The sequence below is a fragment of the Paraflavitalea sp. genome, from assembly GCF_059502485.1.
Genome location: NZ_JCACET010000004.1, coordinates 483,788 through 500,943, shown reverse-complemented (window position 1 = coordinate 500,943; position 17,156 = coordinate 483,788). Strand labels below are relative to the sequence as shown.

The following is a 17,156-nucleotide window of genomic DNA, read 5'->3' as shown; positions in this document are numbered from 1 at the left end:
TTTTTGAGATTTAGAATGTAAGGCTCAGGTTAAACAAAATGGTGCGGGTTGTGGGAGGACTTACGTTCTCGAAACCAACCGCATTGGTACCAGTTGCGAATACAGATTCGGGGTCCACGCCATTCATGTGGCTGGAGATGAGCCATACATTGTTACAAGAAACGCCAATCTTCGCGCGCTGGATTGGTGTTTTAGCCAGTATTTTCAAAGGCAGGTCGTAATTGAGCTGGATGTTACGTATACGTACGTTGGAAGCGTCATACAGGTTGGCTTCAGTGATACCAATGTTACCGGTATTTGTGATGGCTTCCCAATATTGCTGGCGCGTGATAGAAACAGCGTTTGCAGTATATGTGCCACCGGCACCGGCTACTACGCCCGGTACTACCATATTAGCACGGTCGTTCTCTGCAGTGATGGCTGCAGTACCTGCACGTTGCATACCTACTTGTGTAGCAGAGAAGATCTTACCACCAAAGCGTGCATCCACCAATACGCCGAGTGTGAATCCTTTATAACCAAAGGTGTTTGTTACACCCAGTAAGGCATCGGGCTGCTGGCTTCCCAGTTTCGCACCTTGTTGTCCACGTTGTGGCAAACCGCTACCAGAAACAATCAACTGGCCGTAGTAAGGGCTCTTTTCATCTTCTACACGCAAGAACTTGCTGCCATAGATAGTACCATACAGTTCGCCTTTGGTAGCGCGAACGCTCACATCATCGAAACCACCGAGCTGATAGGTATTTACGCTGTCTCTGTTATAGATCTCCAGGATCACGTTCCTATTGCGGGAGAAGTTGGCATTGATATTCCAGTTGAAACCGCTGGGGTTGCTGAGAATACGTGCATCAAGCATTACTTCGAAACCGCTGTTCTGGATATTACCGGCATTGATGATACGGTCGTTATAACCACTGGCAGGGTCCATCGGCAGCCTGATGAGCTGGTTGGTTGCGTTTGATTTGTACCAGCTAAAGTCTATTCCGAAACGGTTGTTCACGAAACGAAGTTCAGCACCTGCTTCATATGTTTTGATCAACTCGTTTTCGACACCAGGATCGAACATGGTTGGCTTTCTGCTACCAGTGGGGTTGCCATTTGGATCGCGGCCAATGGTATAGGTGTTATACAATTGGTAAGGTGCGAGATCATTACCCACAGATGCATATGAAGCGCGGAGCTTACCATAGCTAACCCAGGATGGCAGGCCTTTAATAGACTCCGTGAACACATAAGCCAGGCTCACAGAAGGATAGAAGAATGACCTGTTATCGGGGTGCAGGGTAGATGTCCAGTCGTTGCGGAATGTCGCATCGAGGTAGAGGTATCCATCCCAGTTGAGTCCTACAGTTCCGTAAACAGAGTTGATCTTCTTTTGAGAAAACTCATCGGTGAAGGTAGGATTGCCCTTGGTGTTGCCAATCGCAAAGAGGTTGGGTACTTCCAGTTCTCCTGCATTGGCGCCTATAGTAGATGATTTCTGCTGCATCAGGTTGCCGCCCAATGAGGCTGCGATACCCAGTTTGTCGATGACCTTTTCTTTTTGGGCAGTGATGAGGGCGCTGTAGTTGAACTCAGAGAATGTTTGTTTTGAAACGCCAAACCTTCCACTTGGTGTGAGGGGGCTGCCTCCGTATACTTTGCTCTCGAAGTTGGTAGTATACATATCAGCACCGCCTTTCACTTCCGCATTCAACCAGGAATTGAAATTATATTTCAATGAACCCGTCATGATGAAACGGTCGCGGATATCATTGTTGAGGTTGTACTGTGTATTCCAGTAAGGGTTGATCTGGTTGCCGGAGTTGTACCAGATCATGTTGCCAAACTGATTGGTCGACGGATCGAACTGGCGTACATCGAGCGATACGGGCATGTTGTACAGCAAAGCAGGATAGTTGCTGGTATTAAGACCGGCAACGGGCCTGTTCTTGGCGTTGGCGCTGCTGTACTGAATCTTTGTATCGGTAGTCCAGCGGTTGTCTTTACCAAACTTGCTTACGGCCCTGGCGATCAGGTTCACGCGGGAAAGTTTGGTTCCGGGGATCATACTTTTATCGTTCAGGTAGTTGATAGAAGTATACACGGAAGTATTGTTGAGCTGCTGTTGGAAGGAAACGTTGTGGTTTTGTGTGAGACCTGATTCATAAAAATTCTTCAGGTTGTCGTACGAAGCCAGTTGTTCCTGTTGTCCTTTCCAGTTGGTAACTGTTTGACCAGTGATCTTCGGACCCCAGCTGCCACCTCCAATAGGATCATAGGCTCCATTGGAACCCTGACCGAAAGATGTTTGTCTGTCGGGGTGTGTGAAGATGCTTTCTACACCTACGGTAGAAGATACCTGTATACCGAGGCCATTTTGTTTGCGGCCAGTTTTAGTAGTAATGAGGATAACACCGCCACCTGCACGGTTGCCATACAGTGCTGCTGCTGCACCACCTTTCAACACAGAAATGCTTTCGATATCAGCGGCATTGATATCTGCCAGGCCGTTACCCATGTCAAGACCGGGGTTGAAAAAGTCGTTGTTGGTAGCTCCGATGAAGTTGCTGATGGGCACTCCATCTACTACGATCAGCGGCTGGTTGGAACCAGTGAGTGAGTTGTTACCGCGGAGGTTGATCTTGGAAGAACCTGCAGGGCCTGTGCTGGAACGGATAACCTGCAAACCAGCTACCACGCCAGACAATGCGTTGGTAAGGTTGGGCTCACGGGCGTCGAGCAGGGTGGAGCCTTTTACTTCCTGTACAGCATAACCCAGCGATTTCTTCTGTCTTTTTACACCAAGGGCCGTCACTACTACCTCGTTGAGGTCGGAAGCTGTAGGTTGAATGGTGAGGTTAAAAGTAGAGGTACCGCTTACAGAAGTTTCAAGGGGTGAAAAACCGATAGAAGAAATAACCAGGGTAGCATTGGAGGCTACTTCGAGGCGGAAGGTGCCTTCTCCATCGGATAGAGTTTGATTCGTTGTTCCTTTTTCGACAATCGTAGCAGAGGCAACCGGGTTACCACGGGGATCACGCAGGATACCCGAGACCCATTTTTTTTCCTGTGCACTGACATCTTTGCTACACATCATCGCAATCCATAGCAGAGACAGGCAAAGCAACTTTTTCATAACGCAGTTTCTTTTTTTGTTAACTAATTCAAATTAAAAGGGGTTACACGTCGTCTTATAGTTCACGCATATAAGAGCTCTTGTTTTTTGCGGTGCATGGGCATCTCATCGAAATGTTCCATGACCAATGCAGCGGCGCCGAGGCGCTCTGCATGATAACCCAGCGGCGAGATCAACAGCTCGATGTTCTCTGCAATCTTTGGAATGCAGTGTTCATTGAGGGCTTGCTGCACAGGTGCGAGCCACAGCCTTCCGGCCAAAGCTCCTCTTCCGCTAAGTACAATTAAACCTGGATTGAGAATATGGATAAGGATGGCAATACCTCGACCTATGTGGTAGGCTGCCTGGGATAAGAGTTCAACGGCGTATTTATCGCCTTTTACAGCGGCTTCCATGATGGCTTTGCTGGTATCTTCAAGGCGTTCGGGTGAAAGATTTTTTATAACGGAAGTTCTCCCCTCCTGTATTCCTTTAACTGCTTTTTCAGCAATCACCTGCAGGGAGGATTCCGTTTCGAGGCAACCCATTTTACCGCAATTGCAAATCTTGTTATTGGTAAAAAGGGGGATATGGCTAAACTCACCTGCGAACCCGTTCTGTCCGCGGAAGAGGCTGCCATTGAGAATCATGCCAAGGCCAATGCCCCAGCTGATGTTGATGACCATTACATTCTGACGTTGACGGGCTGCGCCCAGTTTCCATTCGGCCAGGGCAATGAGACTGGAGTCATTGTCTATCAATACAGGCAGACCCGTAACTGTTTCTATATAATTGGTAATGCTTTCAGGACTTGAATGCATGAAGGAATAGTTGACGCCTTTGTGACCATCAACAAATCCGGGCATTCCGATGCCTATGCCTGCAATTTTTTCTTTGGCGATCCCTGAATTATCAATAAAGCTTGTGAGTTGATGGCCCAGTTCCTGTAGTGCCTGGGGATTTGTTTGCAGCGCCAGTTCAATGCGCTCTACTTTGGCCACAACCTGGTTGGCCATATTTAATATACAGATATGAGTAATGAACTGGTCCATGGCTATAGAGATCACATACATGATCTCAGGATTTAAGGCATACACTTGTGGCCGGCGCCCTCCGGTTGAACTGGCATGTCCTGATTCAAGCACTACTCCTTCCTCCACCAGTTCGTTCAGGGCACGGGCAGTATGAGGAAGGCTTTTATCTGTCAAAGTGCTTAGTTCTGCACAGGACAGTTTTTCATTAAAGTACAGATGCTTGATCAGCGACTTCTTGTAGAGGGCCTGTTTCTCGGACACTTCGTTAGTTTTTAGTTTAGTGTTTGGGTGAGGACTTCTATACGCGAATCAACTATGTCATGTTAAATATATTAACTAATTGAGTAAGTTCTGTTATTTTTTTAAAAAGTTTGCCGACTTAAATCAATTATTTAAAGAAGTTATCTTGTACGAGTTAATGAAAAAGCGCTTTCAGGTATTCAATGACCTGATTCAGAGGACACTATGCAGCGTGGTGGCGTAAGCATTTTTATCGGGAGAGCGGGGTGACTTTATAAAAGCAAAGGCCGCCTGGATAGGCGGCCCCTCTCTTTTTATCAATATTCTCAGCGTACATGTATATCTATGCAAAAAGACAATTATCGATCTCCATTCATTTTTTGTCTTCCGCTGATCAGTTAAGTCGTGTAATATGTTTCTCGTAATCGTGGCCTTCGAGCAGGTACTGTACTGTTCTGCCATCGTCGCCTACCAGGCTCAATTTAACCTTGTAGGGTGTTTTATAATCGCCTGCACCATATAAAGTGACCTCGGCGTCCGAAGGCAGACTCATCGGCAATGTTTCAGAACAGGTCCATTTTACATTGCCTTCCACCGGCTCCACTTTTGTAAGGTTGCCGCCAAGGCCTTCGTTGGCCAATTCCAGGTTGATGGCATTGGCCCTGTAGCTGGCATAGCCTCCGCCCGTGATGATAGGTCCATCAAGGCGAACTACTTTCTCTACCCGGAACTTGTATTCCTCTCCTTTCAGGTCGATGCCTTTAAATTTATAGCGGTTGTCATAATCACCACAGATCAGCTTTGCAGAATCGCCACGACTGACCGTGACTGTTTCCAATTGGTTGGCCGGGTCTACAAACAGCTTCGCAATTTCCGAAGGCTTGTAAGCATAGACTGATTTGGTGATATAAGAAAGCTGGATGTTGTTCTTGTCGAGGCCGGTTATCCGCGCATACCTGGTTGTGTAACCCTTCTCAGATGTAAGTACATAGTAATCGTCCAGCGAGGGCTTGCGGAACTTAGCTGCATTGTCTTCATACTGCATGGCAAACTCCTGCTTGTTGTTTTGTTCTGATCTATAATCGCTTATTTGTTCATTGATGTAATATACTGTTCCTACAAACAGCGCCATCAGCGGCAATGCATAGGTGTAGAAGGGGGTCTTTACTTTGATATCCTGCCGGCTTTTCAGCAGTTGTTGATATTGTACAGGGAGTTCGAATAGTTGGTTTCCTTTGCGGAGGGCCCATTTTTTTCCCAGTGAGAAGCAGGGAATCCAGAAGAGGTGGAAGTAGCGTTGCCGTACTTCTATCTGCATGCCGGATAAGTATTGTGAAAGGCCAACGGTGTGAGGGTCAATGGATTTCAATTTAAAGTGGTTCCATCCGTATACGATCATAAGGATTAGGGTTTGGATTAGCCCTTATAACGTAAAAGTGGAGGTTAAAATTACCCTGTATACCTTATAATAAAATTACCGCTGTCGCTTATACGCGAACAGCGGTAACCTCTATGATTTTATATATTACAATATTATTCTACTCTCCTTCCTTTCATTTCGCGCTTATCGATCTTCAGTGTGTTCAGTGCATCTTTTTTGATCATAAGCCGTGCTTCTGAACCGGATGGCAATATGTAGTAAATTTTTCCATCATACCTGATCTCGCCCATGGAACGTGGGTCACGTCCCCAGCTATCAGCATATAATGTATAGGGTGCACGGCTATCGCGTTTGAGTTTACCGAAGGTAAGGTAACGGCCATCACCCATCTCGAACGACACATCTATTTTATCGTCGTAGGTCCTTGTACAAACACCGGGTGTATTCTTTTTCAGGGTAATGATGTTGACGTATTTGCCGTTCTCAAACTTGACTATTCCGGCTGATACCTGTGCTGATCCGGAAGCTACTTCCCTGCGTAATTGCACATCTCTATCGACATAGAACTGGAGCTTGGTAACAGGAATGTTGTTTGTTTCGATCGTGTTACGGACTGATGATGTGAAATATGTTTTGGGTGTGCTACAGGATGCAAAGGCAAGGGCTACAATGGATGTAAAAAATACAATCTTCATAAGTATATTATTGATAGTTTTTTCGGTTTAAAAATAATGCTTTTACAAATGTGCGGTGTTCTGACTTTTGATCAAAGCATGGGTTTAATAATGAAACGTTAAACCGGCCGGGATAATATCTACGCAGCTTAGCCTGGCCGGTTTGAGCGGCCTTACCTGATAGTGTAAAAACTCTTTAACAAAACGGGCATTGCAGGATTGCTGAAAAATGAATATTATTACGGTCAATGAACATTCTGGCATTTTTAATTCCTCTTTTCCTTGCTGGCTGGGTATGCTACAGCATATCGAATCTTGTTCGTGCAGGTTTGATAAAGGCAGGAAGCCGGTACTATGACCTTTTCTCCATTCTTACTTTTATCGTTTGTTTTATTTTAATGATTGCCGTACTGCTTGCAATGGCAGTTATGGCTTTTAGATGGGAAGGATAGCTGCAACGATTGCAGGCACCCTGTGGCGATGAAATAACAAAAGGTCTGACGATGCATATTAATACATCACAGACCTTTGTATAAACAGGGATTTTGAATTATTTATTTCAGGCAAATGTTACTGCTTCTTCAGATCGTTTCCTATAGCCTTTAACCTGGCTGTGGGAAGGTATATCTGGAATCCAAGGCCAAAGCCGAGATCGTTAGAGGTCGGCCTGCTGCCAAATCCAATGATACCATTGTATTTCAGCAATGCTTCCAAACCAATATTTGGTGTAATGAAATAAGTCCAGCCGGGCCCAATCCCTAAACCCAAACCATTAGTGTTATCACCCACTGCCGGGTTATCGCCTTCGATACCCACATTACCTTCTACAAAGAAGCGGGAATGACGAAGGAGCGTGAGGTTATCATCACTGAAATAATAACGGGCCAATGGTCCAACGCCGTAGCTAACGCTTGTGCCGGCATCTTTGGCTGTTGCCAATCCAACCTTGAGATATGCACCAATAGCGAAGTTGTCCCTGATAAACCAAGCTGCTTTAGGATTGATAAGGAAAGAGAAGTTACCGCCTTTATCGAGACTCAGGTCGATCTTAGCAAGGTCGGCACCCACCATCACATTTCCTGACTGGATCTGTGCATTCGTTTTCACGTTTACCATTAGCAGTAGCACGCAGAAAGTAAGGATAGTTTTCATGACATTCATTTTTTGTTAATTACGTATAGAAAATTATGCCTGTGCATTTCTCTGCTGATGGCTGGGGAGTATACTGAACAATTAACAAACGAATTACAAAGGTTAATGCTTACTATGTTGCTCAAAGTGGGAATGTCTGAACCGGGATTCGAAGGATTTTTTGGATTTGGAGGAAGGCTGAATGTTACTAAAACAACAGAGTCCCCGTTGGGGACTCTGTTACAAATTAAAATATGATTAGTACTACGTTCTTACTTGTTATTTGCGGGTGGCTACTTCAAGACCTTTGGTGGCGGTGTAATATTTAGCCAGCATTCCGGGCACTTCCCAATCGGGCAGCTTACCTGCTTTGAGGTATTGCAGGAAGCGCTGCATTACTTCTCCAAAGTGTGCTTCGTGTCCTGTTTTGAATGTTTGTGGTATGATTACTTTGTAACCGTTGGCTACTTTCTCAACACTAACGCCGGCATAGCGGCTTTGCAAGCTGCCGATGGCTTGTTGCAGGGCCTGTGCGTAGGCCGTGTCGTTCTTAGCCGGACGGACATATAATGTAGGCTGAAAGTTTTCTTCTTTGCCTTGTTTTATTTCAAGGTTGGCCAGTGATCCTTTCAGCAGGGAGTAATGGGTATCTCCGCTACCTTCAGGCGCTTTATAATCCCAACGGGCAATCATCTTTACATGCACACCTTTTAATGTATAGTTGATCTCTCCATTGGCATGTGTTTGAAGAATGGAGTCTTTCACTACATCTGCTTTCAGGAAATCCGGAAAGCTATCTTTCTTCGTTACTGCTGTGAACTGTGACAGTGTAACTGGTGTGGGCCAAAGGCGCGCTGTAGTGATCTGAATGTCTTTTTTATAATCGAGTACTGTGTCAGGAAAACATTCCCATTGCACGAGGTCAATGAGGTGGGTACCTACATCGGCAATGGCTTCTCCCTGCTGGGCCGGATCGAAGAACCAGGTAGGGCGTGTCAATGCTTTGCCGGATACGAATTTGTAGAAGAAGTGTACGCTTTCTATTACTACGCCGGGATCTTTGGCGATTCCTTTTTGCTGCTCTCCAAATATGGCTGGCATGTGGGCCAACTCTTTTTGTAATACGTTGGTGATCTCGGAGCGTTCGGTCATGATATCATACAGCAATACTTTTTTGGAAGCTGCTTCGGCAAATGCCTGTTCCAGCAAGCCAAAGTTTGCCGGTGTAATGGCCATGGGTTTATCGCCCAGCACATTGATCCCAGCTGCTACTGCTTTTTGTATGTAATCTGTTTTCTGCCTGTTGTTGCCTGCCAGTACTACTACATTGCCTTTTTTATCGGCCAGCATTTTATCGAGGTAGTCGGCGCCTGTATATACTTCTTCTTTCCAGTGGGTGGGGTTTTCCGGACGTTCATTGTATTGTTTGATAAGGCCAAGATGGGCATCCAGCTCAGGGCCACCGGGCGCGTATAAGTGTACTACTGAATCAATGTCGGGGTTGGTTGTTTTCTGCACCAGGGCCGCATGGAAGTGGCCGGGATCGAGTGTAATGAGTTTAACGGCTGTGCTATCGGTTGCCACCTGGTCTGTTTGCGTGTTGGGTGATTGACAAGCTGGTACGATAGCTGCCAGGCCCAGCATGGCTATGGCCAATGGCAAGCGGTGAAGTGTTGTGTTCTGCATGGGTTAAAAATAAGGGGTTCGGGGTTAGTTTCTTCCTTTTAGGTGGATAATTTAATGGAGGGAGGGCTTAAACGTTTTAGAAAGGCAGCGAGGCATTGAGGGAACAGGGCAACGAGAAAAACCTGACAGGTTTCGTTGGCTTAGAGGTGACACCTTTTGAAAAGGTGTCACCTCTAAGCCATGTGCAGCTACTACTTTTAAACCAGGGCCTTAGTCAGTGTTAAATAAAGTGTAAAGTGTATGCTTAAGGGCAGCAGCCAGATACTGGTTTGCGTAATATTTTTCATTATTGCAACCGGAACAGGGCTGTTGTATTCATGCGGTGGCATACATATGGTTTCACTTCAACCTTTATTATGATCCAAAACTACCTGAAGATAGCCTGGCGCAACCTGCTGCGGCATAAAAGTTTTTCCCTCATTAACATTCTTGGCCTTTCTACCGGCATTGCTGCCTGCATTATTATTTTCCTTTATGTGCAGTATGAATTGACCTATGACCAGTATCATAGTAAGTCTGACCGCATAGCCCGGATAACGACTACCCTGCATGCACCCGGTTCTGATGACATGCTGTTCGGCACCAGTCCCTACCCTTTGGCCGATGCACTTAAACGTGATTTCCCGGAAATAGTGGCCGCGGCCCGACTGGAACAAAACCAAACTGTTATCAAGCATAATGGTGAACTAATCACTGAAACTGATTTCTTCCTTACTGATCAACATGTTTTCTCCTTATTCGATTACTCTTTTATTGAAGGCGCTGCCGCAAATGCTTTACGGCAACCCCGCTCCGTAGTATTGACCGCATCGACAGCAAAGAAATATTTTGGTGAAGGGCCTGCTCTTGGAAAAACACTTATCTGCGATGGTGAGCCCACCAGGGTAACCGGCGTCATTGCTAATCCACCGGGCAACTCTGATATTCATTTCACCGCTTTACTCTATTACGATTTCGCAAAAAAGAAGAGCTGGATGGAAGATTTTCCGGTATACACTTTTCTTCTTTTCAATCAACGGACCGACCTGAAAGGCTTCGAGCGCAAGATGAAGCCAGTGACTGAAAAGTATTGCAAAGCCGAACTGGAAAAGAGTGATGCAGGTGATTACTCGATTAATTTCCATCCCGAAGCTTTATCCGATGTACATTATAGCAAGGGGAAACTTGTAGATACGCCAAAGGGGAATAAACAATTCAATTATATATTCTCGCTGTTGGCGGCTTTCATATTGATTATTGCCTTACTTAACTACATCAACTTATCGACAGCGAGGGCAACGGAGCGGGCCAAGGAAGTAGGTGTCCGGAAGGTAAATGGAGCAAGGCCCCTTCAGTTAATACGTCAATTCCTGTTTGAATCTTTTCTACTGATCGCTATTGCCTGGGCCATTGCTTTTGGCACCGTATTATTGGTCCTTCCTTACTTCAACTCTTTATTGCAGGTTCAACTGCACCTTAGCTGGCAGGGTAGCGCGTTGTTCATGCTCGCGATTTTTGTTGTCACCATCCTGCTCGCCGGACTGTACCCTGCTTTCATTTTATCGAAGTTCAAGCCGGTAGAGATACTTAAAGGCAAATGGAAACATAGCTCCAGGGGCCTCTTGTTGCGCCGTACACTTACTACTGCTCAATTTGTGATAACTGCCGCCCTCATTACAGGAACTATCGTGATCTATAGCCAGATGCAATTCATTGACAATAAGGATACCGGATTTGTGAAGGAACAGATAGCTTCTATCGAGATATCCAATGATTCCGTGGAGCAACGGTTCGTGCCCTCTTTTATCAATTCACTTAAAGGGATAGCTGCTGTAAAGGGTGTATCTGCCGGCAGCGGTCTGCGGATGGAGGGTTTGAGCCTTGCTACCACTTTTGCAGGCACTGGCAGAAAGGAATTCATGTGTTACTATTACCATATCGATAAAGAACTGTTACCACTGGTGCAAATCAAATTGAAAGAGGGCAGGAATATATCGGATAGTCTCAGGACCGATAAAAAGGAAGCGTTTATCGTAAATGAAGCGTTCGTATCAAGAATGGGCTGGTCTTCTGCGCTTGGGCAACCTATGGACGGCTTTGGCCACAAGGGCAAAGTGGTGGGCGTGGTGAAGAACTTTTATTACAAATCGCTGCATAATGTAGTAGAGCCGCTGGTGATGGTCTATAATTCGAACCCGGTTATTGCAGTGCTTATAAAAATACAACCTAAAGACCTGCCACAGGTGGCAGCGGCGTGGAAGGCACATTATCCGGACGATCCTTTCTCTTATACTTTCCTGGATGAAGCTTATAAAGCGCAATATGACAAGGACAGGCTAACCATGAAGTTGTTTACCTGGTTTACCGTACTGGCGATTATCGTTTCCTGTCTTGGCTTGTATGGGTTGGTATCGCTGATGGCTATGCAACGTACTAAAGAGATCGGTATCCGGAAGGTGTTGGGGGCTTCTTTACAGCAACTGGTCGCTTTGCTGACCAGTGATCTCATGAAGCTGATCGGACTGGCATCTTTGATCGCGCTGCCCATTGCTGGCATAGCTATGCATCAATGGCTGTCATCGTATGCTTATCACGTAAGCCTGAGCTGGTGGATGTTCTTACTGCCTGTGGTGCTGATCGTTCTGATCGCACTGGCAGTGATTGGCCAGCAGGTGCTGAAAGCCGCGCTGGCCAATCCTGTTCATGCTCTGCGGAATGAATAGTTTTACCGGCTGGCCTGTTTTTTCCAGCTGGTATCTTTCACCCGGAGAATTGCTATGGTGTAGGGTTTGAAGCTTACTTCAAAGGAGGACTTTACATTGTTGATCTTTGTAGTTACCGGTACATATTGCCTCGGGTTTGTCAATGAGTTTTCAGCCTGCGGTGAATCGGACTGCAGCGTAACCAGTTCTGCGGTGGCGCCTACTCCTGCTACCCCTTGTAGGTTTATGGTAGCATTGTACGGTGTTGCTGCTCCATTTACCAGTTTGATGATGATGTCGCCATTCTTTTGATCGCGACCTGCGATGCTAAAGAATGTATTGGGTTGTTTGAAGGAAAAGAGTTGCTTTCCATCGAGATAGCCTTCTACTTTGTCTACGCCTACTTCAATGGTAATGTCATACCATCTGCCGGTTTCGATGGGGGCTGGCAATCTCCGCTGTGGCATCATATCGGCCACTGAAAAGCTGTCGGATACCAGCTCCACCACATAGTTCACGTTTACATAGGAACCGATGTGCACGCGCATGTGGCTGGCACCATCTTTCACTGCGAATGGAATGATGAAGGCGTTGGTGCCACCTGTTTTCCTCGCTTTGAGTTTGAGCGTATAGGTATCGAATGTTTTACCTGTCAGCAGGTTGAGCCTTTGTGCTCCCTGTGCCGTTTGCGCCAAGGCGCTGTCTTTCACTGACCATCTACCGCGTATTGCCTGCCACTCATTGGGCCTGTTGATGAAATCGCTCTTATAGACAGTCTTTCCATCTTTCACTACTTCGATATCCTTGTACTCGGTTTGTGTGTCCCAGGTAGCGAGGCCGATACCACCGCTAAATTGCGGAGCAGGGTTCGCCATCGGTGGCAGTGAAACCGTTGTTTGCACGTTCTGATCGGCGCGGTGATCAGCCATCATTTTAATGGCGTAGTAGGATATGCGTCCGAAGCTGCGGCCTGCATCGAAGTTGATGAGGTTTACAGGCCAGTGTCTCGTATTCACGTTCTCAAATAGGGGCGCATAGCTCGACATTTTAATCAGGTCGCCATTGCGCTCCATGCCCAGTATGTATACGGCATCGTTGAGGGCCGCCATCATATTGCCACTGCCCACACCAGCATTGGTAGCATATTCGCCTACGTACACATCCCAGTCGCCGCGCTTGTATTTATCGAAGTGGTCGTAGTTATTGAATGCCCAATAGGCTGCTTTGTACGCATGCTCGTCGGCAACGTCCACCACCTTCATACTATCGAGGGTGCGTTTGTTGATATCGCCAATACCCATGCTTGCCATTTGTATGATCTGGGGGTATTTCTTTTTAATGGCATCATAGAACAGGTTGTAGCGTTTTGCGTAACGTGGTCCGTGTTGTTCGTTGCCCACTTCCACGTATTTAAGCGGGAAGGGCTTGGGGTGACCATTGGCTGCACGCACTTTACCCCATTTAGAGGTAACCGGCCCTATGGCATATTCGATAGCATCGAGCACATCATCTATTACCGGTTGTAATGAATCTTCGGGAATAAATGTACCGCTGCGGTATTCGCAGGAAACGCCTGCATTGAATACATAGAGTGCATCGGAACCCAGGTCTTCGCAGAACTGGAGGTATTCGTGGTAGCCAAATCCATCGCTTGACCAATAACCCCATACGCTATAGGTGCCGGGTCTTTTTTCTACTGGTCCGATCGTGCGTTTCCAGTTGGCTGCATTCTCTATATTAATGCCCTCAACATAGCAGCCGCCGGGCCAGCGTACGAACGCAGGCTTCAGGTCGGCCAGATACTGCGCGAGGTCTTTGCGCATACCGTTGGGACGGTTCTTAAATGTTTGTTGTGGGAACAGGGATACGAAGTCCAACCAAACAGTACCTGTACTGCCAAAGGTGATCACAAGTTTTGCTTTGAGATCTGTTGTTGCAGGTTTCAGGGTACAGGTATACTTTTTCCAGGTATTGCCTTTTACGTTGGTCAATGCTTGCTTAGCCAGTACTTTGCCATCCTGTGATTGCAGGGATACGGTCAACTGACCTTTATAGTTTGCGTCTGTACGTGCATAGAATGACAGGTTGTATTGTTCTCCGCCATTGGCCTTGATGCCCCAGAAGCCTTCGTTGATCAGGTTGTTCTTTCCTCCGGCATCCAGTGATTGTATCTCTACCTGCATGGAATTGGGTGTGGCACTGTTCAGCGGATTCTCTTGTGTGAGCTGTATTTTGATATCGCTCTTCTCTCCTGTTTCCAATGACCATGCTGGCCATTGACTACTGAGGGGCCAGCGCATGCGCCAATCGCTCACGCGGGGTTGCAGCATGAAGTGGGGTGTACGGGCAGTGGGTATTAACCAACCGTTCTCCACCTTTGTGCCTGCCGGCAGCCTTGATTCTTCAAAGCCGCGGTTCTGGATGAGCTCGCCATACAGACCTCCTTCACCACCGTGGCTGATCTCTTCGAAGAAGATGCCATGTAATGAAGATGCAACAGATGCTCCGGGCTTCGAGGCATCGATATCGATAACAGCCTGCCGCTGGCTATAGGCAGTAGTAGTGCTGAGGGCTAAGAGAAGGGTAAAGAGTTTTGTTTGCATGAGATAATTTTTCACAAGTAGTATGGGCACAAGCACACCCGGCCCTTGCCTTTGCGGCATGCTTGCGCCAGTTTAATACGTTTGCTTCGAGAGCAGATTTCTCACTCCGCTATCGCTCCGTTCGAAATGACAGGGAAGGAGGATTGCGTTCGAAATGGCAAAGAAGAATGTTATTACTTTCTTTACTTAACGATCCATTCATGTATGCCGGTGGCATGTTCTGCCGGCAGTTGTACTTCCATCTTCAGGGCAGTGGTGGTTACGGGTTCGAATTTTACCTGGTTGTATTTGTCTTTGGCAATTTCATATTGTCCAATAGGCTGCACTGGAATCCATTCGTTGCCTTTTTTGTAATAGAGTTTCCAGGATGCAGGAATGCGGCAACCTCCCCAGGGGCCATCATCGAACCAATATACCTGTGATTGTGAAACGGTTTGTTCTTTATCGAATTCATACTGCACCCATTCGAGTGTATTTTTCTTTGGCCACCAATGCAGGTAGGGTGCATTGTTGTCCTGAGAGCTTTCGGGATCGTACTGATCGCTCAGGGCTTTCCACATTCTTTGGTTGTTGAGCGATGCAGTGGCCTTGCTCTTTGTAGCGATCGTTGGCGCTGGCTTGGGCTTGGCGGCAGACGCTTCGTAGGGTATCCATACCACCATATCGCCGGGACCGCGGTTGGCCCAGGAATAATAAGGTATGGCAGTTACTGTTTGATCTGTTTTTATCAGCTCATCGCTGTTCAGCTGTCTTTTTGTAGAAGTGCCTTTCATTTCCAGTACCGTAACTCCATTGAGCAATGCGGGCTTGTTTACTGCCTGTATTGCTGCATTCTTATCTACTACAATGTTGTGTACTGCACTGTCCTTGTTGTCGGGGCCTTCGAGGCAATAGATCAATGGTCCGCGCTGGAGGGCGAAACGGCTCTTGTCGTCTTTCACGTTTTCTTTGGCAAATACTTTCTGTACTTCCATCGGTAAGTCAAACGCTATTACGTCTCCTTTTTTCCAGGAACGATTGATGACTGCATAGCCTTTTACCATTTCGTACTTCACCGGCTTTCCGTTGAGGGTGATGGCCAGAGGTTTTTCTCTTTTATCTGCTGCATAGTACAAGTCGCCGGTAACCAGGTCCTGTTTGGACCATCCGGGTACACGTACCTGCAAGGCAAAGGTTGTTGTCTTTGCAGGTGTCACTACGAGCTTTACTTTTCCTTCCCAGGGATATTCTGTTTGTTGCTCCAGGTTTACTTTGCCTGCAGGCAGGGTAATATCTACTTTGCCGCCAGCAAACAGGTTTACGTAGAGATTGTTTTTATCCTGCGCATACATGTAGCCGGGCATAGAAGGCAGGAAACGGGTCATGTTGGAAATGCAACAAGCGCATCCAAACCAGGCGCTACGCTGGTGCTGTCCCATCGATGCCAATGGATTGGGGTAGAAGAACCGGTCGCCGCTGAGGGATACACCTGACAGTAATCCATTGTACAGAACGCGCTCCATCACGTCGATGTATTTGGCATCGCCGTGCAGCAGGAACATGCGGTTGTTCCAATACACATTGGCAATGGCCGCACAGGTTTCTGCATAGGCCGACATGTTGGGCAACTGGTATGCTGCTCCGAATGCTTCGCCTGCGCCTGTAGCTCCAATGCCACCCGTGATGTATAACTTTTTCTCTACCACGTCATGCCAGATGGCGTCGATGGCTTTGAGGTATGCTTCGTTTCCAGTAAGGGCCGCGATATCGGCCATGCCTGTGTACATGTAAGTAGCACGCACAGCATGGCCTACTGCTTCATCCTGCTCTACTACTTTTTTATGTGCCTGGCTGTACTGACCTTTTTTGGGTCCGCGTACATCGAGGAAGAACTTAGCGAGGTCGAGGTATTTCTTTTCGCCGGTTACCCGATACAGTTTAGCCAATCCGATCTCTACTACCTGGTGGCCCGGGGCTTTTTCTTCTTTACCGTACCCAAAATCTTTTACGAGCAGGTCGGCATTTTTGGTAGCGATGTTGAGCATGTTCTTTTTACCTGTAGCCTGATAGTGTGCTACTGCTGCTTCAAAAAGGTGACCTGAATTATATAGTTCATGGCTAAGGTCTTCTTCTTTTTCCCAGCGTTTCGTTCCTACCCAATCGTGCACTTTGGCGGGCTTCATGGTACGGAAGGTGTAGAGGTATCCATCGGCTTCCTGGGCATCGGCAATGATCTGGATCAGGGAGTCGAGGTATGCTTCGAGTTTGGGATTCTTTTGTACCTGGAGACCATATGAAGCTCCTTCTATGACTTTATAAATATCGGTGTCGTCAAAAGTATATTCGGTGTACTTGGTGGGGGGCATTTTTCCTGCTGCCTTCAGGAAGTTGTCGATGCGGCCTGTCTTCCTACATTGCTCCAGCGTATAGGGTATGGTAACATCTGCATTGACCTGTATTTTGGGCGCCCAAAAATGATCGGTCAGGTGCACATGGGTAAAATCAACAGGCTGAATGGGGTAATCGGAATGCTGGGCATATCCAGACACTACTGTTGACAGTACTGCAACACTTAGCACAGCTTTTCTTTTGAATGACTTCATACGCATGAATTCTTATTAAGTGGCAATTTAACAATTAAAAAAGAACA

9 protein-coding genes are annotated in these 17,156 nt (G+C 46.8%); 1 reads left to right on the top strand and 8 read right to left on the bottom strand.

Annotated elements, in window-relative coordinates; translation table 11 throughout:
• Positions 1–10: 10 nt before the first annotated feature.
• The 6 genes from AC5JBY_RS02065 to AC5JBY_RS02040 all read right to left on the bottom strand — a co-directional run bounded on the left by AC5JBY_RS02065 (position 11) and on the right by AC5JBY_RS02040 (position 9,243).
• Positions 11–3,118 carry a SusC/RagA family TonB-linked outer membrane protein gene (locus AC5JBY_RS02065; protein ID WP_495902878.1) on the bottom strand — a complete coding sequence of 1,036 codons (3,108 nt, stop codon included), beginning with the start codon at positions 3,116–3,118 and terminating at the stop codon, positions 11–13.
• 62 nt (positions 3,119–3,180) lie between these two features.
• On the bottom strand, positions 3,181–4,392 hold the full coding sequence (locus AC5JBY_RS02060; RefSeq protein WP_495902877.1) for an ROK family transcriptional regulator: 1,212 nt from the start codon (positions 4,390–4,392) through the stop codon (positions 3,181–3,183).
• A gap of 373 nt (positions 4,393–4,765) precedes the next feature.
• Positions 4,766–5,770 carry a hypothetical protein gene (locus AC5JBY_RS02055; protein ID WP_495902876.1) on the bottom strand — a complete coding sequence of 335 codons (1,005 nt, stop codon included), beginning with the start codon at positions 5,768–5,770 and terminating at the stop codon, positions 4,766–4,768.
• Between the two features lie 134 nt (positions 5,771–5,904).
• On the bottom strand, positions 5,905–6,447 hold the full coding sequence (locus tag AC5JBY_RS02050) for a hypothetical protein (RefSeq protein WP_495902875.1): 543 nt from the start codon (positions 6,445–6,447) through the stop codon (positions 5,905–5,907).
• A 549-nt stretch (positions 6,448–6,996) separates the two neighbouring features.
• A complete protein-coding gene (locus AC5JBY_RS02045) occupies positions 6,997–7,578 on the bottom strand; it encodes a hypothetical protein (RefSeq protein ID WP_495902874.1) in 582 nt (193 codons plus the stop codon).
• Positions 7,579–7,836: 258 nt separating this feature from the next.
• Complete coding sequence (locus AC5JBY_RS02040; protein WP_495902873.1) at positions 7,837–9,243, bottom strand: putative oxidoreductase C-terminal domain-containing protein; 1,407 nt, start codon at positions 9,241–9,243, stop codon at positions 7,837–7,839.
• 356 nt (positions 9,244–9,599) lie between these two features.
• Here AC5JBY_RS02040 and AC5JBY_RS02035 point away from each other — a divergent pair, with 356 nt between their 5' ends.
• Positions 9,600–11,945, top strand: a complete 2,346-nt coding sequence (locus AC5JBY_RS02035; RefSeq protein WP_495902872.1) for an ABC transporter permease — start codon at positions 9,600–9,602, stop codon at positions 11,943–11,945.
• A 2-nt stretch (positions 11,946–11,947) separates the two neighbouring features.
• On the opposite strand, the gene AC5JBY_RS02030 is transcribed toward AC5JBY_RS02035, so the two are convergent.
• Entirely contained in the window at positions 11,948–14,527 is a 2,580-nt protein-coding gene (locus AC5JBY_RS02030) for an alpha-L-arabinofuranosidase family protein (RefSeq protein WP_495902871.1), read from the bottom strand.
• Between the two features lie 182 nt (positions 14,528–14,709).
• Positions 14,710–17,115 (bottom strand): glycoside hydrolase family 127 protein, encoded by a 2,406-nt coding sequence (locus tag AC5JBY_RS02025; RefSeq protein WP_495902870.1) that lies wholly within the window; start codon positions 17,113–17,115, stop codon positions 14,710–14,712.
• Positions 17,116–17,156 lie beyond the last annotated feature (41 nt).

Coding starts and splice junctions, on each gene's coding strand:
- AC5JBY_RS02065 (WP_495902878.1), bottom strand. CDS start 3,118: ATGAAAAAGTTGCTTTGCCTGTCTCTGCTATGGATTGCGATGATGTGT.
- AC5JBY_RS02055 (WP_495902876.1), bottom strand. CDS start 5,770: ATGATCGTATACGGATGGAACCACTTTAAATTGAAATCCATTGACCCT.
- AC5JBY_RS02050 (WP_495902875.1), bottom strand. CDS start 6,447: ATGAAGATTGTATTTTTTACATCCATTGTAGCCCTTGCCTTTGCATCC.
- AC5JBY_RS02045 (WP_495902874.1), bottom strand. CDS start 7,578: ATGAAAACTATCCTTACTTTCTGCGTGCTACTGCTAATGGTAAACGTG.
- AC5JBY_RS02040 (WP_495902873.1), bottom strand. CDS start 9,243: ATGCAGAACACAACACTTCACCGCTTGCCATTGGCCATAGCCATGCTG.
- AC5JBY_RS02035 (WP_495902872.1), top strand. CDS start 9,600: ATGATCCAAAACTACCTGAAGATAGCCTGGCGCAACCTGCTGCGGCAT.
- AC5JBY_RS02030 (WP_495902871.1), bottom strand. CDS start 14,527: ATGCAAACAAAACTCTTTACCCTTCTCTTAGCCCTCAGCACTACTACT.
- AC5JBY_RS02025 (WP_495902870.1), bottom strand. CDS start 17,115: ATGCGTATGAAGTCATTCAAAAGAAAAGCTGTGCTAAGTGTTGCAGTA.